Here is a 23,802-nt window from a genome sequence, read left to right as displayed (position 1 = left end):
AGCTTTGCTAAATCGTGGATCGCGGCTGGAGCGGGTAGCGGGAATCGAACCCGCGCGTTCAGCATGGGAAGCTGACAGGCTACCATTACATCATACCCGCCTGACAAGCGCCGGATTAGCCGCCGCGCGGCTTTAGTCAAGCGCCCCCTGACCCGCGAATCGCCGCGGGTACGATTCCCTGATCGAGCAACGCGTGGAGTTCGGGCAAATGGCTTTCGGCGCGGGGATGCGGATTGGGGTTGGAAATCATCACTACGCTCAGGCTAAGATCGGGAACGATGAACAGCATCTGCCCGCCATAGCCCCAGGCGAAATGGACGTCGTGACCCGACGAGGTTTTGGTGAACCAACCATAGCCATAGCCATTGCCGCTCCACGGCGACGTCCCGCGTGATTGCCAGCTCGTCGCGATCCAATCGGCGGGGACAACGCGCCTGCCGTCGATCGTGCCGCCTTGGCGGATCATCTCGCCGAAGCGCAGCAGGCCCTTTGGCGACATCAGCATGTCGTTGCCGCCGAAATAAACCCCCTGCGCGTCGCGCGGCCATTCGGGGATGCGGATGCCGAGCGGCTCCGCCAGCCAGTCGTTCGCCAGCGCGTGGGTGCTACGCCCCGATGCGCGGGTCAGAACGGCAGACATCAAATGCGAAGTGCCGGTGGAATAGAGCATCCGTCCGCCGGGTTCGTCCACGAACGGACGCGCCAAGGCATAGCGCACCCAATTGGGGCTCGCGACCCAGGCCCCGTAATTGGCGCCCGAGGTGCGATCGAGCCCGGCGCGCATCGACAGCAGATCGCCGACATCGATATCGGCCAGCCGCGGGTCGGGATTGGCCGGAAGGTCGGCACGCAGCACGGGCGCGATCTTCTGGTCCGCGCCGGTCAGCACGCCGCGTTCGATCGCGATGCCGGTCAGCGTGGCAAGGATGGTCTTGGATGCGGACTTGATGTTGACCGGCGTGTCGAGGCTCGGCCCGCGAAACCGGTGTTCGGCAATCGTCTGGCCATGTCGTGCGATCACCATCGAATGGAGCCGCGGCAGACGTTCGGCAGCTGCAACGGTGCTCGCCATGGTCGCGGCGTCGAGGCCGCGAGTCTCGATACGGGCGGCTTCGGCGCGCGGGGTGTCGGGCACAGGCTGCGAACAAGCGGGAGCGGCAACGGCGATCAGGGCAAGGGATAAGCGGTACATTGCTGTTAGGTAGGAAGGCCTAACCGATCCGTCACCCCGGCCGCAGTGCCGGGGTCCACTAAACCGCTTACAAATCTCTGTTGCTTCGACGGTGCGTGCGCCGCCCGGTGGACCCCGGCACTGAGGCCGGGGTGACGCCGGTGATTACCCCATCGCGTCCAGCAGTTTCCGCGCCGTCGCCGCCGACGAAGAGGGGTTCTGGCCGGTAATCAGCAACCCGTCGCGGAGCACATGCACGCCCCAATCGTCGGTCTTCGAATAGATGCCGCCGCGCTCGGTCAGCATATCCTCGACCAGGAACGGTACGACGTCGGTGAGGCCGACCGCTTCCTCCTCGCTGTTAGAAAATCCGGTGACCTGGCGGCCCTTGACCAGCGGCTCGCCGTCCTCGGTCTGCGTGTGGCGAAACACCGCGGGCGCGTGGCAGACGGCGGCAACGGGTTTTTCATCGCGGATCATCGCTTCGATGATCGCGCGCACGGTTTCGTCCTCGGCCAGATCCCACAACGGCCCATGACCACCGGGGAAGAACAGCGCATCGAACTGTTCGGGATCGACCTCGACCAGCGCGCGAGTATCGGCGAGCGCGGCTTTTGCCTCCGCGTCGCCATCGAACCGCCGCGTGTCGTCGGTCTGCGCATCGGCATCGGCGCTTTTGGGGTCGAGCGGCGGCTGGCCACCCTCGGGCGAAGCCAGCGTGATTGTCGCGCCGGCATCCTTCAACACATAATAGGGCGCGGCCAGTTCCTCGAGCCAGAAGCCCGTTTTCTTGCCGGTATCGCCCAGTCGGTCGTGCGAGGTCAGGATCATCAGGACGTTCATTCGGTGCTCCATGCGTTGGGGTCTGGTCCCCGAGATAGGAAGCCATCGCGCGAGCGCCAGCCTTGTGCCCGGCCAGCGCGCATCAAGGCGTGACATGCCTAAAAACCGGGCAGCGCAGCTTCCTCATCTGCGTCCCAACCCACGCGCCGCCGCAGCCCGCATAAATGGCACGCGCTTTGTAAGGGCGGGGTGGCGGAGGACGCGTGTGACGCTATGATCGGCGCAAACGTCCAGGCGGGGAGTGTCGCGTGAAGAAGATCGAGGCCATCATCAAACCCTTCAAACTCGACGAGGTGAAGGAGGCGCTGCACGAAGTCGGCGTGTCCGGCATCACGGTCACCGAGGCAAAGGGGTTTGGCCGCCAGAAAGGCCATACCGAGCTGTATCGCGGCGCCGAATATGTCGTCGATTTCCTGCCCAAGGTGAAGCTTGAGGTCGTGGTCGAGGACGGCCTGGCCGACCGCGTGGTCGAGGCGATTGCCGCCGCCGCGCAGACCGGGCGCATCGGCGACGGCAAGATCTTCGTCATTCCGGTCGAAACCGCGCTCCGCATCCGCACCGGTGAGCGTAACGACGACGCCATTTGACGCACCGCAGCAATATGTGAAACATACCGGCCAACGCGACAGCTTGTTACGCGATTCGCGATGTCCGCTTTCTGATTAGAAAAGGAATGCCTTTCATGGCCAAAGACGCCGGCGCCATCCTGAAGCAGATCAAGGACGACGAGATCGAGTGGGTCGATCTGCGCTTCACCGATCCCAAGGGCAAGTGGCAGCATCTGACGATGGTCGCATCGAGCCTGGACGACGACCAGCTGACCGACGGCCTGATGTTCGACGGTTCGTCGATCGAGGGGTGGAAGGCAATCAACGAATCGGACATGGTGCTGAAGCCCGATCTGGACGCGGCCTATATCGACCCGTTCTCGGCGACGCCGATGATGATCCTGTTCTGCGACGTGGTCGAACCGTCGACCGGCGAACTCTATGCCCGCGATCCGCGCTCGACCGCGAAGCGTGCAGAGGCCTATCTGAAGACCACGGGCATCGGCGACACCATCTATGTGGGTCCGGAAGCCGAATTCTTCATGTTCGACGATGTGCGCTTCGAAACCGGATACAACACCAGCTATTTCCAGATCGACGACATCGAACTGCCGACCAATTCGGGCAAGGAATATGAAGGCGGCAATCTGGGCCATCGTCCGCGCGCCAAGGGCGGGTACTTCCCGGTCGCCCCGGTCGACAGCGCCGTCGATATCCGCGCCGAAATGGTCTCCACCATGCTCGAAATGGGCCTGCCCTGCGACAAGCATCACCACGAAGTCGCCGCAGCCCAGCACGAACTGGGCCTGACCTTCGGCACGCTCGTGGAAACCGCCGACCGGATGCAGATCTACAAATATGTCGTACATCAGGTGGCGCACGCCTACGGCAAGTCGGCGACCTTCATGCCCAAGCCGATCAAGGACGATAACGGATCGGGCATGCACACGCATATGTCGATCTGGGACGGCAAGAAGCCGCTGTTCGCGGGCGACGGCTATGCGGGCCTGTCGGACATGTGCCTCTATTTTATCGGCGGCGTCATCAAGCACGCGCGCGCGCTGAACGCCTTCACCAACCCGTCGACCAATAGCTACAAAAGGCTGGTTCCGGGCTTCGAAGCGCCGGTGCTGCTCGCCTATTCCAGCCGCAACCGTTCGGCATCGTGCCGCATCCCTTACGGCACCGGCACCAAGGCGAAGCGCGTCGAATTCCGCTTCCCCGATGCGCTTGCAAACCCCTATCTCGCTTATGCCGCACTGCTGCTGGCGGGCCTGGACGGTATCCAGAACAAGATCCATCCCGGCGAGGCGATGGACAAGAACCTGTACGACCTGCCGCCGGCCGAACTGGTCAACGTGCCGACCGTCTGCGGTTCGCTGCGCGAGGCGCTGGTCGCGCTGCAGGACGATCACGAATTCCTGCTCAAGGGCGACGTGTTCACCAAGGACCAGATTGAGGCCTATGCCGACATCAAGTGGCAGGACGTGATCAATTTCGAAACCACGCCTAGCCCGGTCGAATACGACATGTATTATTCCTCGTAACGTTCACGCGTTGTTTATCCCCGCGCGGCCATAGCGGCCGCTCGGACAGCGGGACGCCCGGGCAGCAATGCCCGGGCGTTTCGCGTTTGGGGGGCTGGGGCGACGTTTAACCTCACCCGTTTGTCTCGAGTAGGGGTCGAGCGAAGCCGACAACCCGTATCGAGAGATGCTCTCGTCAGGCGCGGACCTCTCGATACGCCGTCTCGACGTTGCTCGACAGCTACTCGAGGCGAACGGACGTTGGAGTTCGTCTAAACCTATTCAGGCCCAGATAGTTGGAACGCCACGCCGTGCCGTTCGTCTCTTCCGCTCAACCAGCCGGAGAAAGATCATGGCCGTCACCGCCATCGCCCTGAATTGCACGCTGAAGTCCGACGCGAGCGCGGACTCATCCACCGACGCGATGATCGAGGTGTTGGGTAAGGCGTTCGGCGCGCATGACGTGAAGATCGCCGAGACGATCCGCATCGCCGCGCACAATGTGAAGCCGGGCGTGACATCGGACGAAGGCGAAGGCGACGACTGGCCGGCGATCCGCGAGAAAATTCTTGCGCATGATATCGTCATTCTCGGCACCCCCATCTGGATGGGCCAGATTTCCAGCGTCGCGAAGCGCGTGCTGGAGCGGCTCGACGCCTTCCTGTCCGAAACCGACGATGCCGGGCGGATGCCGAGCTATGGCAAGGTTGCTATTGCGGCGATCGTCGGAAACGAAGACGGCGCGCACTGGTCTTCGTCGCAAATCTTTCAGTCTCTGAACGATGTCGGCTTCACCATCCCTGCAGTCGCCGCCTGTTATTGGGTTGGCGAGGCGATGGGTTCGACCGATTTCAAGGATCTCCGCGAGACGCCTGAAAAGGTGACCGAAACCGCGAAAATGGTCGCATCGAACGCCGCGCACCTTGCCGAACTGCTCAAGGCAAAGCCGTATCCGGGCTGAACGCCTCGCGTTTCATCTTGCAACGAGTCGTGCGCAGCGCGATGATGGGCGCATACCCGATATTCGAAGACAGACGGAGTCTTGCCCATGAAAAGCTATCTGAAGCACTATATCGACGGCGCATGGGTCGATAGCGATGGCGGTACCCGTCACGAGGTGATCAACCCCGCCACCGAAGAGGCTTGCACGGAAATCACGCTCGGCACCGCCGCCGATGTCGATCGCGCAGTTGCCGCCGCGCGTGCAGCCTTTGATAGCTTCTCGCAGACTTCGGTAGAGAAGCGCGTCGCGTTGCTCGAAGCGATTCTGGCGGAGTACAAGAACCGTGCAGACGATCTCGCCACCGCGATCGCCACCGAAATGGGCTGCCCGATCGCGATCGCGAAAATGGCGCAGGTCGGGGCCGGAATCGGTCATTTCACCGCGGCGATCGACGCGCTCAAGAATTTCGAGTTCACCGAGAAAGTCGGGCGCAGCACCGTCGTCCATGAGGCGATCGGCGTCGTCGCTCTGATCACCCCGTGGAACTGGCCGATGAACCAGATCGTCGCCAAGGTCGCACCCGCGCTCGCCGCAGGGAACACGATGATCCTGAAGCCCAGCGAGGAATGCCCCGGCTCGGCAGCGATCTTCGCTGAGGTTCTGGACAAGGCGGGCGTGCCCAAGGGCGTGTTCAACCTGGTTCAGGGCGACGGCCCCGGGGTCGGATCGGCACTGACCGCGCATCCGGAGGTTGATATGGTCAGCTTCACCGGGTCGACTCGCGCCGGGATCATGGTTGCCAAATCCGCTGCCGACACGGTCAAGCGCGTGCACCAGGAACTGGGCGGCAAATCGCCGTCGGTCGTGCTGGAAAGCGCCGATATCGGCAAGGCGGTGCAAGGCACGCTGATGAGCGTGCTCGTCAATTCGGGGCAAAGCTGCATCGCGCCGACGCGGATGCTGGTGCCCGCATCTAAGCAGGGCGAAGCGATCGAAGCGGCCAAGGCGATGATGGCCGCGACCCAGACCGGCGACCCGATGGAAGAAGGCCGCCATATCGGTCCGCTGGTCAACAAGGCGCAGTTCGACAAGGTGCAGGGGCTGATCCGCACGGGCATGGGCGAAGGTGCCAAGCTGGAGATCGGCGGCCCCGGTCGCCCGGACGGCGTTGAGACGGGTTATTTCGTCAAGCCGACGCTGTTTTCCGGCGTCACCAACGACATGACGATCGCGCGCGAGGAAATCTTCGGTCCCGTCGTCACCATCATCCCGTACAAGGACGAGGAAGAAGCGATCCGCGTCGCCAACGACACCGAATATGGCCTGTCGGCGGTGGTGTTCGGCGATGCCGAAAGCGTCCGCCGCGTCGCACCGCGGCTGCGGGCTGGTATGGTCTATGTGAATGGCGGCCAACCCGATCCGTCGGCGCCCTTCGGCGGTTACAAGCAATCGGGCAATGGCCGCGAATACGGCAAGTTCGGGCTGGCCGAATTCATGGAAGTGAAGTCGGTGATCGGGGATTATGGGTGAGGCGACCCAGCGCGCACTCACCAACTCCGTTTGTCCTGAGTAGAGACTGAGCGAAGTCGAAGGCTCGTATCGAAGGATCATCCAAGCGGGGCTGTCCTTCGATCCTCCACTTCGGCTTCGCTCAGTGACTACTCAGGACAAACGGGGTGGTGAGGTGGTGAAGGCTCACCTCCCCCCGGCCCACCCGGACTTCCCGGTTGCACCGCCCCGCACGCGGCTCTAACACCCGCCTTCCCTTTCCGCGCAACCACGGAAAAACCTGCGAATGACCCAGCCTCCCGTCGTCGGCATCATCATGGGCAGCACGTCCGATTGGGAGACGATGAGCAACGCCGCCGACGTGCTGAGCGCATTCGGTGTGGCGCATGAAACCAAGGTCGTCTCCGCGCACCGCACCCCCCGCCGCCTGGTCGATTATGCCGAAAGTGCGGTCGATCGGGGGTTGAAGGTCATCATCGCGGGCGCAGGCGGGGCGGCGCACCTGCCCGGCATGGCCGCGAGCATGACCCGGTTGCCCGTGCTGGGCGTGCCGGTCGAATCCAATGCATTGAAGGGCATGGACAGCCTGTTATCGATCGCCCAGATGCCCGGCGGTATCCCTGTCGGCACGCTGGCAATCGGCAAGGCGGGCGCGATCAATGCCGGGCTTCTGGCGATATCGATCCTTGCGGTGTCCGACGACGCGCTCGCCGCCAAGCTCGACGAATGGCGCGCGAACCAGACCGCCAGCGTCGCGACCGATCCGCAATGACGCAGGCAGAGGCGAAGATGCTGCCGCCCGGATCGACGATCGGGATCATCGGTGCAGGGCAGCTCGGCCGGATGATGGCGGTCGCCGCCGTACAGCTCGGTTATCGCACGCACATCTACGCCCCCGCATCCGGCCCCGCCAACGATGCGAGCGGGGCGTTCACGCAAGCCGATTACGACGATCCGCAAGCGCTCGCACGCTTTGCGGCGGAAGTCGATGTCGTCACCTATGAATTCGAAAATCTGCCGGCCGACCCGATCGCCGCGATTACCGGCGCACCGGTCCGCCCGTCTGCCGCATCGTTGCGTGTCGCGCAGGACCGGATTGAGGAAAAGCGCTTCGTCGAAGGGCTCGGTGGCCGGCCCGCGCGCTGGGCCGCGGTGTCGAGCCGCGCCGAGCTGGATGCTGCGATCGAAAGCGTGGGCTGTCCTGCGATCCTGAAGACCACCCGATTTGGTTATGACGGCAAGGGGCAATCGCGCCTCAAATCCCCCGCCGATGCCGATGCCGCGTGGGGGGCGTTGAACGGCGCGCCAGCGGTGCTGGAGGCGTTCGTCGATTTTAGCCACGAATTTTCGATCGTGTTGGCACGCGGCGCGGACGGCGCGATCACTCATTATCCGCCGCCGCATAACGTCCATGTCGGCGGCATCCTGGCGACCTCTACCGTGCCTGCGCCAGCCGAGATCGCGTCGCAGTGGACCGAGGCGGCGGCACTTGCGGGGCGGATCGCCGAGGCGCTGGGCCATGTCGGCGTGCTGGCGTGCGAATTCTTTGCCGGACGCGACGGGCCGGTGTTCAACGAAATGGCCCCGCGCGTTCACAATTCGGGGCATTGGACGATCGAGGGTGCTGCGACTTCGCAATTCGAAAACCACATCCGCGCGATTTGCGGCCTGCCGCTTGGCCCCACGACGATCACCGGGCAAAAGGTCGAGATGACCAATCTGATCGGTACCGACGCCGACGACTGGGCGGCGATTCTGGCCGATCCGGCCGCCCACCTCCACCTCTATGGCAAGCGCGAGGTGCGCGACGGGCGCAAGATGGGGCATGTGACGCGCGTCTGGCGCGACTGACGCCGCACCGCTAAAGCCTGCGGCCATGCAGCCCCTCGACCCCCAGCAATCCGCCGCCCGTACCTGGTTCGAAACCTTGCGTGACCTGATCTGCGCCGAGTTCGAGGCGATCGAACGCGAGGCCGGGTCCGACGCCGCGTTCGATTACTCCCCATGGGACCGTGTCGATCCGTCGGGCGAACCCGGCGGCGGGGGCGTGCGCGGCGTCATGAAGGGGCGCGTGTTCGAGAAGGTCGGGGTCAACGTTTCCACCGTCGGCGGCACGTTCGAGGGCGACTTCGCCAAATCGATCCATGGCGCCGGCGAAGACCCCCGCTTCTTCGCGACCGGGATCAGCCTGGTCGCGCATCTGGCCAATCCGCACGCACCCGCGGTACACATGAACACGCGCTTCCTGGTCACCACCAAACGCTGGTTCGGCGGTGGCGCGGACCTGAACCCGCCTTTGCCCTATGACGAGGATACCGCGGATTTCCACGCGCGGATGAAGGCCGCGTGCGACGCGCACGACCCGGCGCATTATCCGCGGTTCAAACAATGGGCGGACGATTATTTCTACATCCCGCACCGTCAGGTCCACCGCGGCGTCGGCGGAATCTTCTACGATCATCTCGATGGCGACTGGGACGCCGATTTCGCCTTTACCCAGGATGTCGGGCGCGCGTTCCTCGACATTTATCCGGCATTGGTGCGGCGACGGATGGGAATGGCGTTCACCGATGCCGACAAGGCGAAGCAGCTTGAGTGGCGCGGACGCTATGCCGAGTTCAACCTGGTCTATGACCGGGGCACGTTGTTCGGACTGAAGACCGGCGGCAATATCGACGCGATTCTGATGAGCCTGCCCCCGGTCGCGACATGGGGGTGAGCTCGGTCCGTCATCCCAGCGCAGGCTGGGATATCGTGCGGCAGGCGCGCACTCCATCGCCTGATGTCCCAGCTTCCGCTGGGATGACGGCGTTGAGGTGAGTTTGACCCCCGTCCCCGGCGGTCATGTCGCCACCATCGTCACCGCGTTGGAAATGACCCAGCGCCCGCCCGCTCGTCCGCTGCCCCCAAGTCCGTATATGCTCAAACGCTGGCATAACCCCGACAGCGACCGGTATCGCACGCTGTTCACCCGCGTTGGCGCGCCGTGGCTGTGGTTCTCGCGCCTCGTAATGCCCGCTACGCAACTCCGCGCAATTCTCGATGATCCGCTGGTCGAAGTTTATGCGATGATAGACCGCGCGGGCGTCGAACTGGGGATGCTCGAACTCGATTTCCGGGAAAGCGGCGCGTGCGAACTATCCTATCTCGCGGTCGTGCCCGAACTGGCGGGCAAGGGGCATGGCGGGTGGCTGATGGCCAACGCGCTCGGCTTGGGATGGCGACGCGGCGTGACGCGGATGTGGGTTCACACCTGCACGCTCGACCATCCGCGCGCGCTTGGCTTCTACATCCGTCACGGCTTCATGCCGTTCGCGCGTTCGATAGAGACGTTCGCCGATCCGCGGCTGACCGCCCATCTGCCGCGCGATTCAGCGCCTCACGTCCCGCGCTTCGACCCCGCCGTGCGGCGATAGACGACGACCTTTACCAACAGGATCAGCAACGTCACTGCTGCACCGGCCAGCGCCGCGGCACCGTCGATTAATACCGTCCCCGCCATCCCCAGCGGTGCTTCCAACGGGCGCAACAGCAGATTGGGGAACTGCCCGGTCAGCCAGATCGCGGCGGCGACGACGAACAGCATCCAGCCCATGCCCTGCGTCCGGCGGATCGATTCCTCGAACGCCTTGATCGCCGTCGTTCCGGGCTCGGCAATCAGAACCGGCGCGACCAGAAAGGTCCGTCCGATGACGTAGAAACCGGGCGCGAGGAAGAACAGCAGCCCGGCAAAGGTCAGCATGCCGATCAGCACCGATGCGATCAGGAACATTGGAAACAGCGCGACCGCGCGGCGTAGCGCCTGCCCCAGTACCGGCTTGTCGTGCCCGAGCAACCAGGCATAGAGCCAGACCGACCCGAACAGCTCGAGCAACTGCACGCCCAGCAGCCACGGCCAATTGTCGATCAGCATTGCTCGCAAGGCGTCGGTGACCGTCTCCCCTTCCGTCGGCGGACCGTTTTCGACGAAGAACAGCAACGCCAGCGCGGGCACGAAGAAGAACAGCCCCGCGACTGCGTGCAGCGCGGGGCGTTCCAGTTTGTAACGGGCGACGGCTTCGGCGAGCGCACTCGCCGGGTCGATTCTCATTTACGGATTACGCCTCATTCGAACACCGCAGCAGGCTCGGTTTCCTCGATCAGGCTCTTATAGAGCTTGGTCAGGAACACGGTGTAGATCACGGTGAAAACCACCGTCAGCAGGCCCATGATGATCGCCATCAATATGCCCCCGACGGTGAGTCCCTGAACCCCATCGGTCGTGAGCGCGAAGATCGCGCCGAATACGCCACCGATGGCGAGACCCGCGACGATGAACACGATCAGGAACAGGATGAACACACCGACGATCTTGAGCGCATAGCCCTTGGTCAGGCGAAAGGTACGTCCGATCGCCCCGACGCCGAGGCGTTCCCACACGACCACCGGCATGATCACCGAAAAGCGCGCGGCCAGCCAAAAGATGACCGGGATCAACACCACTGTGTAGAGACCCAGGAACAGTCCCATACCGCCCGCCATTTCGGGCATTGCCGACGCATCGCCCGCCTGAAGTGCGGCCCAGTCAACGCCTGATCCGAACAGAATGACGATGAACGGCAGGAATAGCAGCAGGAAAATGAGGCTGACCAGGATCGACACCCCGATTACCGGCAGCAATCGCCGTCCGGCCACCGAAAACGCTCCGCTCGTGCCCAAGGTCGCGTCGATCGCCAACGCCACCAGCGCAATCTGGCCCAGCATCGATATGATCGTCGTGATCAGGCTGACGATCCCGCCCGCCGCGCTCGTCGATGTCGGATCGTCGCCTGCCAGCGCCGCCTGAAGCACGGTGCCCACCACGGTCGGCAGGAAAATCGCCAATGCCGAGATCGTCAACACCGCGCCGCTGTTGGCGCGCAGGAATTTCGTCGTGCGGTCCCAGACCGCCCCCATCTTGACCACATGCCCCTCCATGCTCAGTTGGACCCTAACGCTTCACTCGTAGCTGCGAGCCCACGACTTGCCAATGGCCACCGACCCGTCACTTGTTCCGGATTCGATCGAATGGCGCCTAGCGCCCGCCGCGGTCGACTATCCGACCGCCATGGAGGCGATGGAGGCGCGCGCCGCCGCGATCCGCGATTCCGGCGCGCCCGAGCTGGTCTGGCTGCTCGAACACCCCCCACTTTACACCGCGGGCACGTCGGCCGACGTGCGTGAGTTGATCGATCCGCGCTTTCCGGTCTTCAAGAGCGGACGCGGCGGGCGTTACACCTATCATGGGCCGGGACAGCGGATCGGCTATGTCATGCTCGATTTGGCCGAGCGGGGCCGCGATGTGCGCGCTTATGTCCATGCGCTCGAATCCTGGGTAATCGCGGCGCTCTCAGAAGTCGGCATTCATGCCTATGCGGTGCCGGACCGGATTGGGATTTGGACCAAGGATGGCGGCATGGAGGCAAAGATCGGCGCGATTGGGGTGCGGGTGAAGCGTTGGGTGACGATGCACGGCTTTTCGGTCAATCTGTCGCCAAACCTCAATGATTTCGGCGGAATCGTGCCGTGCGGGCTTGCCGAATTCCCGGTTACCAGCGCCGCCGCCCTCGGCAAAATGGTGACGCCTGCAACCTTTGACGCGGCTCTTGCGTTGAGCATGCCGACGTTCCTCGAATATGTCGAGAAACCGACACGTTTTTGACCACTTGAGGGCGAGGCCGTAAGCGATTACTGTCCGCTTCGATTTGGGGATAGGTCCAAACCACCGTCCAGATCATATTATCTAGGGAGCTTTTTATGCGCGCATTTATTTCCAAGGCAGTTACCGGTTCGATGATCGCCAGCGCGGCACTGCTCGTTGCAGCATGTGGCGACACCACCGAAACCACGACCGAAAACACGACCGTTGTCGATCTGAACACCACCGATCCGATGCTCGACGGCACGATGACCGACAACATGACCATCGTCGACGGTGCCATGGGCAACGACATGATGATGATGAACGACACGATGTCGAACGACATGATGATGAACGACACGATGATGAGCAACGACACGATGTAATCGTGTCGGCATCGCGGGTTCGCGGTGCGGCTGTCGATCGTTTCATGATCGGTTAGAGGGCCGTCCGGGCGACCGGGCGGCCCTTTTGCTTGGGCGTGACCGCGAAGGTCGTTTCGCGGACGCGCAAAAAGGGGCTTGGGGCCGGAGTCAAAAGGGCTTAACCATAGGTTCGAGTTCGAAAAGCGCGTGTTGTGGCGAGGGGAATTATGAACGTGTTGCGTCTGATGACGGTGGGGATCGCCGCCGTCCTGTTCTTTGGGGCCGTGCCCGCACAGGCCCAGTTCTTCTTCAAATCCGCCGATGTCAGCGGCCCGCGCGTGACGGGTGCCGAACCCGGCATGGTCAGCGCGGAATTGCCCGGCGCAACCCCCGAGGAATTGAGCGCGGCACTGGTGTGGAACCTGCGCGCGGCGATGAACCTGGCCGCGCTCCAGTGCGATTTCGAACCGACGCTAAGGCTGGTGAGCAATTACAACGCATTGCTCAAGAACCACGACCCTGAACTCGATCGCACCCACGCGACGCTGCACAATTATTTCAACCGGACGCTGGGCAAGGGCCGCCCCGGCCAGACGGCGCTCGACCAGTATTTCTCTCGCGTGTGGTCGGGCTTCTCGGTGGTCGCGGCGCAATATCCGTTCTGCGAAACCGCGGGCAGGGTCGGCTATGCCACGTTGTTCGCGCCCGCCGGTGGGCTGAACGACGTCGCCCACAACCATATGCGCGAACTCCGCAACAGCCTGGTGCCTTGGGGCGAGCAGCAATTCCTGTTCCGCTATCCCGCGCCGATGCCGGTGTTGCGCGAGTTCGGGAACGAGCGCTGCTGGCGCCGGAACGTGTGGCAGGAACGCCGCTGCGGGAAATTCTACGCTGGGTAGGAGGTCCGACGCGTTGAGCCGACGGATGTGTTCCTGCGAAAGCAGGAGCCCTGGCTTTTAGCGAACCGCCGGTGGCCAACGCTCCTGCTTTCGCAGGAGCACCAAGATGGGATCAGTCCCTTTAGCGCAACCCCAGCATCTTGTGGGTCTGGAGCGTCAGCCGCCATTTCGGTCGCGCCATCGCAAAATCGACTGCGGCGCGAACATTTTCCTCTCCGCGCGCATCGTCCATCGGCTGGATCAGGAAATTGGCGAAGTCCCATCGCTCGATCGCATCGACATCGCTGCCAGGTTGCGGCCACACCAGCTTCAATTCGTCGCCACTGGTCTGGACGACACGGCTCCCCGCCTTCGGACTGACGCATACCCAGTCGATACCCGGTTCGACCGCTAGCGTCCCGTTGGTCTCGATCGCGATGCGAAAACCGTGTGCGTGTAGCGCGTCGACCAAGGCCGTATCGACCTGAAGCATCGGTTCGCCGCCAGTCAAAACGACGAAGCGATTGTCCGCCCCCTCGCCCCATTCCGCCGCCACCGCATCGGCCAGCGCATTGGCATCGCCAAAGCGTCCGCCCCCGGTGCCGTCCATCCCGACGAAATCGGTATCGCAAAATTTGCACACCGCGCTCGCGCGATCGGCCTCGCGCCCGGTCCACAAATTGCATCCGGCAAAGCGCACGAACACCGCGCGCGCGCCCGCATTCGCGCCTTCGCCTTGCAGCGTCAGGAACACTTCCTTGACCGCGTAGCTCATACGATCACGGCATAGCGGGTCGGATCGGGCAGTCCCGCTTCCTCGAACCCCTTGTGACGCAGGCGGCAACTGTCGCACAGTCCGCAATGCACGCCGCCGGGCGCGGGGTCGTAACAGGACCAGGACAGCCCGGCATCGAGGCCCAGCCGCACGGATTCCTTCGCGATATCCGCCTTGGTCATATGCTGGAGCGGCGCGTGAATCTTGAACGGCTCGCCCTCCACCCCCGCCTTGGTCGCGAGATCGGCGAGATGCTCGAACCCGGCGATGAATTCGGGACGGCAATCGGGATAGCCCGAATAATCGAGCGCGTTGACGCCGATGAACAGATCACGCGCGCCAGCGGCTTCGGCCCAACCGAGCGCGAGGCTGAGAAAGATCGTGTTGCGCGCGGGCACATAGGTCACCGGGATGCCCGGCTGAACGCCGTCCTTTGGCACATCGATATCGGCGGTCAGCGCAGACCCACCGAATGCCGACAGGTCCATCGGCATGACGATGTGCCGCTCTGCGCCGAGTTCGTGGGCGATCCGGCGCGCGGCGGCGAGTTCGACCTGATGGCGCTGATTATAATCGACCGACAGCGCAAGCAGGCGATAGCCCGCTTCCTTGGCAAGTGCTGCGGCGACCATCGAATCGAGGCCGCCCGAGACGAGGACGACGGCTAGAGGCTGGGCATTGGTCATCGGCGCGCGCCTAATCGACACGACCGGCAAAAGAAAGGGCCGCTCTGAGAGCGGCCCTGAAAAGGCTTGGGAAAAACCCTGTCAGACAGGGGAGCTGTCGCACCCACCGGGTGGGAAACACAGGCTCCTTCTAATCCCGCGCCGGTAAAGATCGGATTAACGCGCACGAGTCATTGCCCACAGGCACCCGTGCGCCGCGCGGCATAATTATGCTGAAAGGGCAGTCCGCCCGCGATCCCTTGCGTTTCGAGCTTGATCGAACGCGGGGTGACGAGGCCGATCGTGGTGCGTCCGTGCCCCGCGCCGGGGCAGGTATAATGCACCGTCAATTCACGCGGGGACTGCGCGACAACGAACCGCGAACATTGCGCGGTGTCGGCATGGCCGAGCTGAAGCAACGCGCGGGGGTCGCGCACGCACAGATTGCGGCGCGCGTTGTCGCCGGTATCGTGGAGTTGCCACTGACCCGGCTCGATCGTCGCCAGCACCGAGGTTTGCGGCGCATCGGCGCGCGCCGTCGTCGCCACCAGCATTCCGGTCGCCAGCAGCACAGCCGCAGTCGCGCGCGCCATTCGCCCGCTAATCATCGCTCGATCTCCCCAAGCATGTTCGCATGCCCGGACGGCCCCATCGTCCGGCCAACGCCTGATCCGTCATGTGGGAAGACGGTTTGGGCTGTGCAATCCCGTAGGTGCGAATCCTCCCCTCGTCATTGCGAGCGCAGCGAAGCAATCCAGCGGTGGCACGCGCTGGCGCTGGATTGCTTCGCTGCGCTCGCAATGACGATTGGTGATGGGCTCGGCCCTTTAGGCGTCCGCACTTTCCACGGGCACCGGAAACTTCTTCGCACAGAACGCGCAATCGACGTGGATCATGCCGTCGGCCTCGGCCATTTCGCGGCGTTCTTCGACCGGGAATTTGGCGAGCACCTGGCGGATATAATCGACGTCGCAGCGACAGCCCTTGGACAGCGCGATACCGTCCTGGACGCGCACCTCGCGTTCCTCGTTGAACAGCCGCCACACGATCGTCTCCAGCGTCAGCGCGGGGTCGGCGAGTTCGTCAGCGCCCATCGTCGCACCCAACGCCTCGACATGCTCCCATTCGGGGTGATGCTCGCGGGTGTGGAGCCGCTCGCGGCCTTCCTCGCCTTCGGGCATGTGTTGTAGGAACAGGCCGCCCGCGATCAGCGCGCCATCGGCGTCGCGGTGGGTGCCCAACCGGATCAGGGTCGGGATCTGTTCGGACTGGGCGAAATAATTCTCCGCCGCCTCCGCGATCGTCGCGCCGTCCAATGCGACCACGCCCTGATAGCGTTCGCCGCTGGTGCCGAGGTCGAAGGTGATCGCCAGATGCCCGGTGCCGAACAGCGCGTAGAGGCTGGGCTCCGCAGGTGCCTCGCTCAACCGGTCGACGTCATATTGCAGGTAACCACGCAATGCCCCGTCCTGATAGTCGCAGACCATCAGCGATACGATGCCGCCGGTCGTTTGCGCCTGAAGCGTCAACTGGCCCTTATTGTCCTTGAGCGTCGCGCCGAGCAACGCCGTCAGCGTCAGCGATTCGGCCAGCAATTGCTCGATCGCGGGGGGATAGGCGTGCGCGTCGAGGATTTCGCCCAGCGCTGGCCCCAACCGTGCGACGCGCCCGCGGGCATGGCGATCGGGGATGGTGAAGGCGGTGACCCGGTCGAGGTCGGGGGCGGTGATGTCGGTCAAATCGAAAAATCCCGTCATCCCGGCAAAGGCCGGGATATCAGGCCGCAAGCGCGCGGCAGGTGGCATGAGATGCCAGCCTGCGCTGGCACGACGGATTTAGGAAGCGTGCGCGCGCCTTACAATCTTGCGCGGTTGGTTCAGCCGATCTGGCCCAGGCACCAGCGCAGGATCGATTTCTGTGCGTGCAGACGGTTTTCGGCTTCCGCCCAGATCAACGATTGCGGGCCATCGATCACCGATTCCACCACCTCCTCACCGCGATGTGCGGGCAGGCAGTGGAGGAACACCGCGTCGGGCTTTGCGTGCGCCATCAGCGCTTCGGTCACCTGATAGGACATCATCGCGGCGAGCTTGGCGTCGGCATGGTCCTGGCCCATCGAAATCCAGGTGTCGGTGACGACGACATCGGCATCACGAACGGCTTCGATGGGATCGCGAGTCAGCACCGCGCGATTGCCGCCCTTTGCCATGAAGGCGGGGTCGGGATCATAGCCCTCGGGACAGGCAGCGAAGACGTCGAACTGCATCAACCCGCCTGCCTCGACGATCGAATGCAGGACGTTGTTGCCATCGCCCAGCCATGCCCATTTCAGGCCGGGGAGCGATTTGCCGCTTTCGATCACGGTCAGCAGGTCGGCGACGATCTGGCACGGATGGCTGTCGTCGGTCAGGCCGTTGATGACGGGGACGGAGGCATATTCCGCCATTTCCACGACCTTTGCGTGATCGTCGGTACGGATCATGATCGCGTCGGCATAGCCCGACAGCACCCGCGCGGTGTCGGCTACTGTCTCGCCGCGCCCGAGTTGCATGGTGCCCGCGTCGAGCACGATCGATGCGCCGCCAAGCTGGCGGATCGCCATGTCGAAGCTGACACGCGTGCGGGTGGAGTTCTTCTCGAACACCATCGCCAGCGCGTGTCCCGCCAGCGGCGCGTCCGCGTCGGGCTTGCCCTTGGGAAAGCCCTTGCGCGCGGCCTTGCGGTCGATCGCATCGTGAAGGATCGCGGCGATGCCGTCGGGTCCGGCGTCAGACAGGTTCAGGAAATGGCGAATGGTCATGGGCAATTCCTAGTCATCCGGTCCGTACAGGGCAGGGGTTTGAGTATTCCCGGATCGTCATTGCGAGCGCAGCGAAGCAATCCAGTCCGAAGCGTTCGCGACACCCTGGATTGCTTCGCTGCGCTCGCAATGACAATTCTGCCGAGTTCACTACGTTCTAGTCATCACTAACGGGGACATAGACCCGCGCGGCGTCGCTCAGTTTTTCGATCGCCTCGGCGATATGGCTTTCCTCGATCACCAAAGGCGGCAGGATGCGGACGACGTTATCGCCGGCAGCGACCAGCAGCAGCCCGTGATGATCGCGGCAATGCGCGACGAAATCGCGCGATACCGCCGTGTCCTTCAGCTTGAGCCCCAGCATCAGCCCCATGCCCCGCACGCTGTCGAACAAATGATCGTGATTGGGAATCATCTGTTCGAGGCCCGCGCGCAGCCGCTCGCCGCTCGCCTTCACGGAATCGAAGAATCCGTCCTCAAGCATCACGTCGAGCACCGCTTGCCCCGCCGCGCAGGCGAGCGGCCCGCCGCCATAGGTCGAACCATGCGTACCCGCGACCATGCCCTTTGCGGCTTCTTCGGTCGCGAGGCACGCGCCGAGCGGGAAGCCGCCGCCGATGCCCTTCGCCGCCGCGACGATGTCCGGCTTGATCCCATATTGCTCGTGCGCGAATAGCGTCCCCGTCCGCCCGTAACCGCATTGCACTTCGTCGAGGACCAGCAGCAGGCCGTGCTTGTCGCACGCGTCGCGCAATCCTTGCAAAAACGCCTGCGACGCGGGGCGGATGCCGCCTTCGCCCTGGATGGGTTCGACCAGGAAGCCTGCAGTATTGTCGTCGATCAGCGCCAGCGCGGCGTCCAGATCGTCGAACGGCGCATAGGCGAAGCCGGGCAATAATGGCTCGAACCCGTCGCGCAACTTGTCCTGATTGGTCGCCGAGATCGTGCCGATCGTGCGACCGTGAAAGGCGTTGTTGAACGTGATCAACTTGTGCCGCTGGGGATTGCCGTTCGCGTGGTGATAGCGCCGCGCAGTCTTGATCGCGCATTCCACCGCTTCGGCACCCGAATTGGTCAGGAACACAGTGTCGGCGAAAGAATTGTCCACCAGCCGCTGGGCGAACGCCTCACCCTGCGGGCTACCGTATAGGTTCGAGACGTGCATCAGCGTCGCGGCCTGATCGGCGATCGCCTTGGTCAGATGCGGGTGGGCATGGCCCAGGCAATTGACCGCGATGCCGCTGGCAAAATCCAGATAGCGCTCGCCGCGCTCGCCGATCAGATAGCACCCCTCCCCGCGCACCGGCCGCACATCGCACCGTGGATAAACGGGCATGAGGGCGGTGATGGTCATCGGGGTCACTCCTGAATTGAGGCGAAAGATGCGCAAAAATCTCCGAAAACGCGAACAGGCGGCCCGAACAGACCGCCTGTTGCATTCGGTGTCGATCTAGCGCCGCGGGGACGCCAAGGTCAACGCTTCGCCGTCAATCGTCGTCATCGTCCCAGCGATCGTCGTCGCGGTCGCGGCGTTCGTAACGGTCGCCACGATCGTCCCGGTCGTTACGATTCCAGCGTCCATCGTCGCGCCGGTCGTCATTGCGCCACCCTCCGCCATTGCCGTTGGCGGCATAGCGCACGCGCTGAGACAATTGGCCGATACGCTGTTGAAGGTCGCGCTGTTCGTTGCGGTCGTATCCGCCGCGACGATACCGGGCGTCGAGCTGATAAAGCTGACGCAGTTGCTGCTGGAAATAACCGGCCTCGCGGCGATCCAGTCGTCCGCGCTGGGTCGCGCGGTCGATTTCCATGCGCACCCGCTCAAGCTGCTGACGCGCCCCCTGATTATATCCGGGTCCGCGACGATCATTCTCATATCCGCCGCCACGCCAATCCTGTGCGGCTGCGGGTGCCACTGCAAAGGCGGTGCTGGCCGCCATCAGTGCAATCATCATCTTACGCATAGCCCAATCCTCCTCAAGAATGAGAAGCGATGGCGTGCGCCTGTTCGCGTGTGGCGAAGCTGAATGCAGTCGTCAGCCGGCGTTCACGCGCTTGGGCAGCGTCAGTTTTTAATGTTCCAGCCGCGCCGGAGCAGCGTGTAGCAGGTCAGGCCGAGCACGATGTTGACGCCCAGAATGACCACGCTGCCGACCAGGATCGGCGAGTCCGCCGCGCCCAGGAACCCGTAGCGGAAGCCGGAAATCACGTAGAAAAAGGGATTGGCATGGCTGATTGCCTGAAACAAGGGCGACAGCCGCTCGACCGAATAGAAGGTGCCTGACAATAGCGCGAGCGGGGCGACGACGAAATTGGTGACCGCCGCGGCATGATCGAATTTCTCCGCCCAAATGGAAGTGAGGACACCGAGCAACGCGAGGAACAGCGAGCCGAGCAGCCCGAACCACAGGATCGCCCACAGATGCACCGGTGTCACGTCTACGCCCGGCCACAGCGCCATCGCCAGCCAAACCGCGCCGCCGACCAGAAACGCCCGCGTCACCGCGCCTCCGACTAGGCCCGCCAGCAATTCGGCAGTCGATAGCGGCGGCATCAGATAATCGACGATCGTGCCCTGGATCTTTCCGACGAGCAGCGAGAAGCTGGCATTGGCGAACGCATTTTGCAGCATTCCCATCATGATCAGCCCCGGTGCGATGAAATCGGCGAAGCGATACGCCTGCCCCTCCAGCGTCACGGTGCGACCACCGCCGCCCAGTGCGACCGAGAATATGACCAGAAAAAGCAGCGTGGTGACGGCGGGTGCCCATACGGTCTGGAGCTGGACCTTGAAGAAGCGGCGCACCTCCTTGATATAGAGGGTCTTCAGGCCACCCCAATTGACGTTCCGAATCACCGGATCGCCGGGTTGGCCAAATCTGATTTCGCCGTGTTTGGGCTGGTCGGTCATGGGTTCGTCGCGTAGGGCGACAGCGGCCCAACCGCAACCCGGCATAGGCATCGCTGGACTAGAGGAACACTATGAGCTGGACCGACGAGCGGATCGATACGCTGCGCAAGATGTGGGAATCGGGCAACACCGCCAGCCAGATTGCCGAACAACTGGGCGGCATCAGCCGCAACGCGGTGATCGGCAAGGCGCATCGCCTGGGCCTGCAATCGCGACCGTCGCCGGTAAAGGCCGGAGAGCCAAAGGCCAAAGCAGCGGCGAAAACCGCCAAGCCGGCCGAAACATCGTCTCCGCCGCCGTCCGCGGCAAAAGTCGCGGCGCCCGCGCCCGCCGAACGTCCGGCACCTGCCGCACCGGCACCAGCCCCGCGTCCCCAGCCGGTCGCAGCCCAGCCTGCGCCTCCTGCGCCCGACCCTGACATCGACGATCAGGACGATGACGACACGGTTGACGCGCCCGTCAAAAAGCCCGCTGGCCCGATCCTGCGATCGGTCGGCCCCGGCGGTTTCGTGCGCCAGAACCCGGGTGATCAGGCCCCGCCTGCGACCCCGGCCCCGCCCCGGCGCCTGGTGCCCGCAAAGCCTTCGGCCGATATTGCGGGCAAGACCAGCCTGCTCGACCTGAACGACCGCATCTGCAAATGGCCGCTGGGCCATCCGGGCGAGCCCGATTTCCATTTCTGTGGCAAGCCGGTGAACCCCGGCTTCCCTTATTGCGTCGATCATTGCGGCCATGCCTATCAGGCGCAACTGCCGCGCCGCGATCGCCGTCCCCCGCCGCCGCTGCCCTATGGTGGTCCACGGGTTCGATAGTTGCGTGCCGTACTCCGGCGAAAGCCGGAGTGCTGGCCAGCGGAAGCGCATCATTGCCAACACTCCGGCTTTCGCCGGAGTACGGCATTTGGGGCGAGCAGACTCAGCGCCCCTCCCCCCGAGAAATGACGCCGCCGGGCCCCGAATCTGCGATCCACGTAGAATTGCATCCGTTTTGGCGAATCAAAGCCGCCACCACCCCAATTCCACGACGCAATTCGCGTAACCGTCCGCCGACAGCCGCTTCCGCGCCGCTAACCCCGGCGCGTCATCATCGGCGCTATGGCAAAGCGCATTTCCCGTTGGCCCACCGCCACATTCCGCGATCAACGCGGTGCGGCGCTCGTCGAATTCGCGCTGGCGCTGCCGCTGCTGCTTGTCCTCATCATCGGCATCCTCGCCTACGGCCAGTATTTCCTGGTCGCGCATGAGGTTCAGCAGGCCGCCAACGATGCTGCGCGCGCGACGCTGGGCGGGCTGAACCGCACCGAGCGCGTCGCCATCGCCCGCGACAGCATTGCGGCGTCCGCACGCGCCGGATCATTGGATCCGTCGCTGACACAGAGCGAAATCGTCGAATCCGACACGCTGCTGACCGTCACCGTCCGTCACGACGCCAGCGGCATCGCGTTGCTGAGCAGCCCACTGCTCCCCGTGCCCGACACGCTGATCCAGCGACGGGCGGTTGTCCGGATCGGCAGCGGGACATGAGCGGCCGGATCGCACGGCTGGGGCATGACCGGCATGGCGGTATCGGTCCGCTGATCGCGCTGGCCATGCCGATGCTGATCGGGGCCGGAGCGCTGGCGGTCGATATCGGATCGGTGCAGTTAGAGACCCGGCGGTTGCAGGGGCTGGCGGATGCTGCCGCGCTGGCCGCCGCGGCCGACCTTCCGTCCGCCCAATCGCACGCCGACGCGCTGGTCGCGGAGGCGGGGTGGGATCGCGACTTCGCGGTCGTGGCCATGCCGGGCCGCTATGTCGCCGATCCGAGCATCGCCAGCGCCGATCGCTTCACCCCCGGTGCAACGCCGGCAAACGCTGTTCAAGTGACGCTGTCCACCCAATCACCGACGTTCCTGGCGCGTATCTTTGGGCGCAGCGATGTTGCGATCGGGCGCCATGCGCGTGCCGCGCGAGTCGATCTCGCCGCGATCTCGGTCGGCAGTCGGCTCGCCGCGTTGGAGGGCGGGTTGCTCAATCAATATCTGTCGGCGCTGACGGGATCGAACGTGTCGCTGTCGGTCGCCGATTACAACGCGCTGGCTGACGCGGACATCGATTTGCTGGGGTTCGTCGATGCGCTGAATAGCACCGCCGACCTCGAACTCGGCAGCTACGACCGAATTCTCGCCAGCGACGTGGCGATGCCGGACCTGGTGGAAGCAATCGGGCTCGCGGCGATCGACGATGCGGTCGCACAGGCACTGCTTGCGAGGATCGCCGCCGGAATGGCGGTCGGCAACAGCGTCGATCTTTCGACACTGATCGACCTCGGCCCGATGGGGGGTCAGGACCAGGCGGCGGCGGGGCTGGTCAAGGTCAACGCGCTGACCCTGCTGACCAGCGTGCTCCAGCTATCGAACGGCGAACGTCAGGTCGCGCTCGATCTGGGCGCGGGCATCCCTGGCCTTGCACACACCCGCGCGTGGCTGGCGGTCGGTCAGCGTCCCGAGGGGAGCCCCTGGATCGCGATCGGCGACGGCGGACAGCCAATCGTTCGCACCGCGCAAATCCGCATCTATCTCGAAACCCGGCTCGCCAATGTCTCGCTTCCCGGACTGGGCCCGCTCGTCGCGGTCAACGTGCCCCTGTTCGTCGAACTGGCGGAGGCCGAGGCGCGGATCGACGCAATCACCTGCCCCACGCCCGCCACCGCACGCGTGGAGGTGGGCGCGCGTCCGGGGCTGGGTACGATCGCGCTGGGCGAAGTCGATACGCGGCGACTCGACGATTTTTCGCGCAAGATGACGATCCAAAGCACCAGGTTGGTCGATACGCTGTTGGTCGATGTCGAGGCGCGCGGCGTCCTTGCGCTGGGCGGAGCCGAACCGTGGCAGCGTGTCAGCTTTTCCGCCGCGCAGATCGGATCCGGGACGCCTCAGACGGTATCTAGCGGAGCCGCGGTACAGGGACTGACCGCCAGCCTGATTCAATCGACGACGCTGACGCCGCGCGTTCTGGGATTGCCGGTTCCCACCGGTCCGCTGGTGTCCGCGGTCGGCCAGACGCTGAATGTCGCGGCACCGGCGCTAGATGGACTGGTCAATCTGGCGACCGGAACGCTGGGCGTCAGGTACGGCCAGGCGGACGTGTGGGTGAACGGCGTCCGCTGCGGCCAGCCGATGCTGGTGGGTTAGGCCCAAAGCGCACGAAAAAGGCCGACAGGAAGTACGC

General features: G+C 64.0%; 26 protein-coding genes and 1 tRNA gene. 14 read left to right on the top strand and 13 right to left on the bottom strand.

The features are described 5' to 3' along the window. Nucleotides 1-26 precede the first annotated feature (26 nt). The 3 genes from ENHY17A_RS05835 to ENHY17A_RS05825 form a co-directional block, all read right to left on the bottom strand. Nucleotides 27-100: transfer RNA gene (locus ENHY17A_RS05835), tRNA-Gly, on the bottom strand. A gap of 36 nt (nt 101-136) precedes the next feature. After that, a complete protein-coding gene (locus tag ENHY17A_RS05830; protein WP_159710908.1) occupies nt 137-1,192 on the bottom strand; it encodes a serine hydrolase domain-containing protein in 1,056 nt (351 codons plus the stop codon). 144 nt (nt 1,193-1,336) lie between these two features. Next, nucleotides 1,337-2,014, bottom strand: a complete 678-nt coding sequence (locus tag ENHY17A_RS05825; protein ID WP_159710907.1) for a type 1 glutamine amidotransferase domain-containing protein — start codon at nt 2,012-2,014, stop codon at nt 1,337-1,339. 248 nt (nt 2,015-2,262) lie between these two features. On the opposite strand from ENHY17A_RS05825, the gene ENHY17A_RS05820 reads away from it, so the two are divergent. The 8 genes from ENHY17A_RS05820 to ENHY17A_RS05785 all read left to right on the top strand — a co-directional run bounded on the left by ENHY17A_RS05820 (nt 2,263) and on the right by ENHY17A_RS05785 (nt 9,956). Beyond that, nucleotides 2,263-2,601: a P-II family nitrogen regulator gene (locus tag ENHY17A_RS05820; protein WP_159710906.1), complete on the top strand. Its 339-nt coding sequence runs from the start codon at nt 2,263-2,265 to the stop codon at nt 2,599-2,601. Nucleotides 2,602-2,696: 95 nt separating this feature from the next. Further along, nucleotides 2,697-4,109, top strand: a complete 1,413-nt coding sequence (gene glnA, locus ENHY17A_RS05815) for a type I glutamate--ammonia ligase (RefSeq protein WP_159710905.1) — start codon at nt 2,697-2,699, stop codon at nt 4,107-4,109. A gap of 331 nt (nt 4,110-4,440) precedes the next feature. Continuing rightward, entirely contained in the window at nt 4,441-5,049 is a 609-nt protein-coding gene (locus tag ENHY17A_RS05810; RefSeq protein WP_159710904.1) for a flavodoxin family protein, read from the top strand. Between the two features lie 87 nt (nt 5,050-5,136). After that, nucleotides 5,137-6,561 carry an aldehyde dehydrogenase family protein gene (locus ENHY17A_RS05805; protein ID WP_159710903.1) on the top strand — a complete coding sequence of 475 codons (1,425 nt, stop codon included), beginning with the start codon at nt 5,137-5,139 and terminating at the stop codon, nt 6,559-6,561. A 265-nt stretch (nt 6,562-6,826) separates the two neighbouring features. Further along, on the top strand, nt 6,827-7,312 hold the full coding sequence (gene purE, locus ENHY17A_RS05800; protein WP_159710902.1) for a 5-(carboxyamino)imidazole ribonucleotide mutase: 486 nt from the start codon (nt 6,827-6,829) through the stop codon (nt 7,310-7,312). A gap of 17 nt (nt 7,313-7,329) precedes the next feature. Beyond that, a complete protein-coding gene (locus ENHY17A_RS05795; protein WP_159714203.1) occupies nt 7,330-8,391 on the top strand; it encodes a 5-(carboxyamino)imidazole ribonucleotide synthase in 1,062 nt (353 codons plus the stop codon). Nucleotides 8,392-8,416: 25 nt separating this feature from the next. Then, complete coding sequence (gene hemF / locus ENHY17A_RS05790) at nt 8,417-9,259, top strand: oxygen-dependent coproporphyrinogen oxidase (RefSeq protein ID WP_159710901.1); 843 nt, start codon at nt 8,417-8,419, stop codon at nt 9,257-9,259. A gap of 97 nt (nt 9,260-9,356) precedes the next feature. Next, entirely contained in the window at nt 9,357-9,956 is a 600-nt protein-coding gene (locus ENHY17A_RS05785; protein WP_159710900.1) for a GNAT family N-acetyltransferase, read from the top strand. Here the strand turns inward: ENHY17A_RS05785 and ENHY17A_RS05780 are convergent. Together ENHY17A_RS05780 and ENHY17A_RS05775 are read right to left on the bottom strand one after the other, a co-directional pair. Next, on the bottom strand, nt 9,920-10,630 hold the full coding sequence (locus ENHY17A_RS05780; protein WP_159710899.1) for a hypothetical protein: 711 nt from the start codon (nt 10,628-10,630) through the stop codon (nt 9,920-9,922). The two genes, ENHY17A_RS05785 and ENHY17A_RS05780, sit on opposite strands and share 37 nt — an antisense overlap. 14 nt (nt 10,631-10,644) lie before the next feature. Beyond that, nucleotides 10,645-11,496: a hypothetical protein gene (locus ENHY17A_RS05775; RefSeq protein ID WP_236547765.1), complete on the bottom strand. Its 852-nt coding sequence runs from the start codon at nt 11,494-11,496 to the stop codon at nt 10,645-10,647. A 52-nt stretch (nt 11,497-11,548) separates the two neighbouring features. Between ENHY17A_RS05775 and lipB the strand changes: the two genes are divergently transcribed. The 3 genes from lipB to ENHY17A_RS05760 all read left to right on the top strand — a co-directional run bounded on the left by lipB (nt 11,549) and on the right by ENHY17A_RS05760 (nt 13,463). Then, a complete protein-coding gene (gene lipB / locus ENHY17A_RS05770; protein ID WP_159710897.1) occupies nt 11,549-12,220 on the top strand; it encodes a lipoyl(octanoyl) transferase LipB in 672 nt (223 codons plus the stop codon). Nucleotides 12,221-12,315: 95 nt separating this feature from the next. Continuing rightward, complete coding sequence (locus ENHY17A_RS05765; protein WP_159710896.1) at nt 12,316-12,585, top strand: hypothetical protein; 270 nt, start codon at nt 12,316-12,318, stop codon at nt 12,583-12,585. Nucleotides 12,586-12,791: 206 nt separating this feature from the next. Next, nucleotides 12,792-13,463 (top strand): hypothetical protein, encoded by a 672-nt coding sequence (locus ENHY17A_RS05760; protein ID WP_159710895.1) that lies wholly within the window; start codon nt 12,792-12,794, stop codon nt 13,461-13,463. Between the two features lie 121 nt (nt 13,464-13,584). Here the strand turns inward: ENHY17A_RS05760 and queE are convergent, their stop codons facing one another. The 8 genes from queE to ENHY17A_RS05720 all read right to left on the bottom strand — a co-directional run bounded on the left by queE (nt 13,585) and on the right by ENHY17A_RS05720 (nt 20,593). Continuing rightward, complete coding sequence (gene queE / locus ENHY17A_RS05755; RefSeq protein WP_159710894.1) at nt 13,585-14,217, bottom strand: 7-carboxy-7-deazaguanine synthase; 633 nt, start codon at nt 14,215-14,217, stop codon at nt 13,585-13,587. Next, nucleotides 14,214-14,903, bottom strand: coding sequence for a 7-cyano-7-deazaguanine synthase QueC (queC, locus tag ENHY17A_RS05750; RefSeq protein ID WP_159710893.1), 690 nt, complete (start codon nt 14,901-14,903; stop codon nt 14,214-14,216). The genes queE and queC overlap by 4 nt, the downstream gene beginning before the upstream one ends. Nucleotides 14,904-15,073: 170 nt before the next feature. Further along, on the bottom strand, nt 15,074-15,490 hold the full coding sequence (locus ENHY17A_RS05745) for a DUF3617 domain-containing protein (protein WP_159710892.1): 417 nt from the start codon (nt 15,488-15,490) through the stop codon (nt 15,074-15,076). Nucleotides 15,491-15,709: 219 nt separating this feature from the next. Continuing rightward, complete coding sequence (gene hslO / locus ENHY17A_RS05740; RefSeq protein WP_159714200.1) at nt 15,710-16,639, bottom strand: Hsp33 family molecular chaperone HslO; 930 nt, start codon at nt 16,637-16,639, stop codon at nt 15,710-15,712. A 119-nt stretch (nt 16,640-16,758) separates the two neighbouring features. Further along, entirely contained in the window at nt 16,759-17,682 is a 924-nt protein-coding gene (gene argF / locus ENHY17A_RS05735) for an ornithine carbamoyltransferase (protein WP_159710890.1), read from the bottom strand. Nucleotides 17,683-17,839: 157 nt separating this feature from the next. Next, complete coding sequence (locus ENHY17A_RS05730) at nt 17,840-19,036, bottom strand: aspartate aminotransferase family protein (RefSeq protein ID WP_159710888.1); 1,197 nt, start codon at nt 19,034-19,036, stop codon at nt 17,840-17,842. A 133-nt stretch (nt 19,037-19,169) separates the two neighbouring features. After that, nucleotides 19,170-19,646, bottom strand: coding sequence for a hypothetical protein (locus tag ENHY17A_RS05725; RefSeq protein ID WP_159710886.1), 477 nt, complete (start codon nt 19,644-19,646; stop codon nt 19,170-19,172). A 101-nt stretch (nt 19,647-19,747) separates the two neighbouring features. Continuing rightward, the gene (locus ENHY17A_RS05720) at nt 19,748-20,593 is read right to left on the bottom strand and encodes an ABC transporter permease (protein ID WP_159710884.1); all 846 of its coding nucleotides are present in this window, start codon (nt 20,591-20,593) and stop codon (nt 19,748-19,750) included. A gap of 71 nt (nt 20,594-20,664) precedes the next feature. Between ENHY17A_RS05720 and ENHY17A_RS05715 the strand changes: the two genes are divergently transcribed. From ENHY17A_RS05715 to ENHY17A_RS05705, 3 genes are all read left to right on the top strand, one after another. Continuing rightward, nucleotides 20,665-21,405, top strand: coding sequence for a GcrA family cell cycle regulator (locus ENHY17A_RS05715; protein WP_159710882.1), 741 nt, complete (start codon nt 20,665-20,667; stop codon nt 21,403-21,405). 282 nt (nt 21,406-21,687) lie between these two features. Next, a complete protein-coding gene (locus ENHY17A_RS05710; RefSeq protein WP_159710880.1) occupies nt 21,688-22,116 on the top strand; it encodes a TadE/TadG family type IV pilus assembly protein in 429 nt (142 codons plus the stop codon). After that, a complete protein-coding gene (locus tag ENHY17A_RS05705) occupies nt 22,113-23,765 on the top strand; it encodes a TadG family pilus assembly protein (protein WP_159710878.1) in 1,653 nt (550 codons plus the stop codon). Before ENHY17A_RS05710 ends, ENHY17A_RS05705 begins: the two co-directional genes overlap by 4 nt. Nucleotides 23,766-23,802: the final 37 nt, after the last annotated feature.

The sequence above is a fragment of the Sphingomonas sp. AX6 genome, assembly GCF_902506605.1.
Lineage (GTDB): Bacteria > Pseudomonadota > Alphaproteobacteria > Sphingomonadales > Sphingomonadaceae > Sphingomonas.
The sequence above is the reverse complement of the archived record's forward strand: the minus strand, read 5'-3'. Positions and strand labels throughout refer to the sequence as shown.

Coding starts and splice junctions, on each gene's coding strand:
- ENHY17A_RS05830 (WP_159710908.1), bottom strand. CDS start 1,192: ATGTACCGCTTATCCCTTGCCCTGATCGCCGTTGCCGCTCCCGCTTGT.
- ENHY17A_RS05825 (WP_159710907.1), bottom strand. CDS start 2,014: ATGAACGTCCTGATGATCCTGACCTCGCACGACCGACTGGGCGATACC.
- glnA (WP_159710905.1), top strand. CDS start 2,697: ATGGCCAAAGACGCCGGCGCCATCCTGAAGCAGATCAAGGACGACGAG.
- ENHY17A_RS05810 (WP_159710904.1), top strand. CDS start 4,441: ATGGCCGTCACCGCCATCGCCCTGAATTGCACGCTGAAGTCCGACGCG.
- ENHY17A_RS05805 (WP_159710903.1), top strand. CDS start 5,137: ATGAAAAGCTATCTGAAGCACTATATCGACGGCGCATGGGTCGATAGC.
- purE (WP_159710902.1), top strand. CDS start 6,827: ATGACCCAGCCTCCCGTCGTCGGCATCATCATGGGCAGCACGTCCGAT.
- ENHY17A_RS05795 (WP_159714203.1), top strand. CDS start 7,330: ATGCTGCCGCCCGGATCGACGATCGGGATCATCGGTGCAGGGCAGCTC.
- hemF (WP_159710901.1), top strand. CDS start 8,417: ATGCAGCCCCTCGACCCCCAGCAATCCGCCGCCCGTACCTGGTTCGAA.
- ENHY17A_RS05780 (WP_159710899.1), bottom strand. CDS start 10,630: ATGAGAATCGACCCGGCGAGTGCGCTCGCCGAAGCCGTCGCCCGTTAC.
- ENHY17A_RS05775 (WP_236547765.1), bottom strand. CDS start 11,496: ATGGAGGGGCATGTGGTCAAGATGGGGGCGGTCTGGGACCGCACGACG.
- lipB (WP_159710897.1), top strand. CDS start 11,549: ATGGCCACCGACCCGTCACTTGTTCCGGATTCGATCGAATGGCGCCTA.
- ENHY17A_RS05765 (WP_159710896.1), top strand. CDS start 12,316: ATGCGCGCATTTATTTCCAAGGCAGTTACCGGTTCGATGATCGCCAGC.
- ENHY17A_RS05760 (WP_159710895.1), top strand. CDS start 12,792: ATGAACGTGTTGCGTCTGATGACGGTGGGGATCGCCGCCGTCCTGTTC.
- queE (WP_159710894.1), bottom strand. CDS start 14,217: ATGAGCTACGCGGTCAAGGAAGTGTTCCTGACGCTGCAAGGCGAAGGC.
- queC (WP_159710893.1), bottom strand. CDS start 14,903: ATGACCAATGCCCAGCCTCTAGCCGTCGTCCTCGTCTCGGGCGGCCTC.
- ENHY17A_RS05745 (WP_159710892.1), bottom strand. CDS start 15,490: ATGATTAGCGGGCGAATGGCGCGCGCGACTGCGGCTGTGCTGCTGGCG.
- hslO (WP_159714200.1), bottom strand. CDS start 16,639: ATGACGGGATTTTTCGATTTGACCGACATCACCGCCCCCGACCTCGAC.
- argF (WP_159710890.1), bottom strand. CDS start 17,682: ATGACCATTCGCCATTTCCTGAACCTGTCTGACGCCGGACCCGACGGC.
- ENHY17A_RS05730 (WP_159710888.1), bottom strand. CDS start 19,036: ATGACCATCACCGCCCTCATGCCCGTTTATCCACGGTGCGATGTGCGG.
- ENHY17A_RS05725 (WP_159710886.1), bottom strand. CDS start 19,646: ATGCGTAAGATGATGATTGCACTGATGGCGGCCAGCACCGCCTTTGCA.
- ENHY17A_RS05720 (WP_159710884.1), bottom strand. CDS start 20,593: ATGACCGACCAGCCCAAACACGGCGAAATCAGATTTGGCCAACCCGGC.
- ENHY17A_RS05715 (WP_159710882.1), top strand. CDS start 20,665: ATGAGCTGGACCGACGAGCGGATCGATACGCTGCGCAAGATGTGGGAA.
- ENHY17A_RS05710 (WP_159710880.1), top strand. CDS start 21,688: ATGGCAAAGCGCATTTCCCGTTGGCCCACCGCCACATTCCGCGATCAA.
- ENHY17A_RS05705 (WP_159710878.1), top strand. CDS start 22,113: ATGAGCGGCCGGATCGCACGGCTGGGGCATGACCGGCATGGCGGTATC.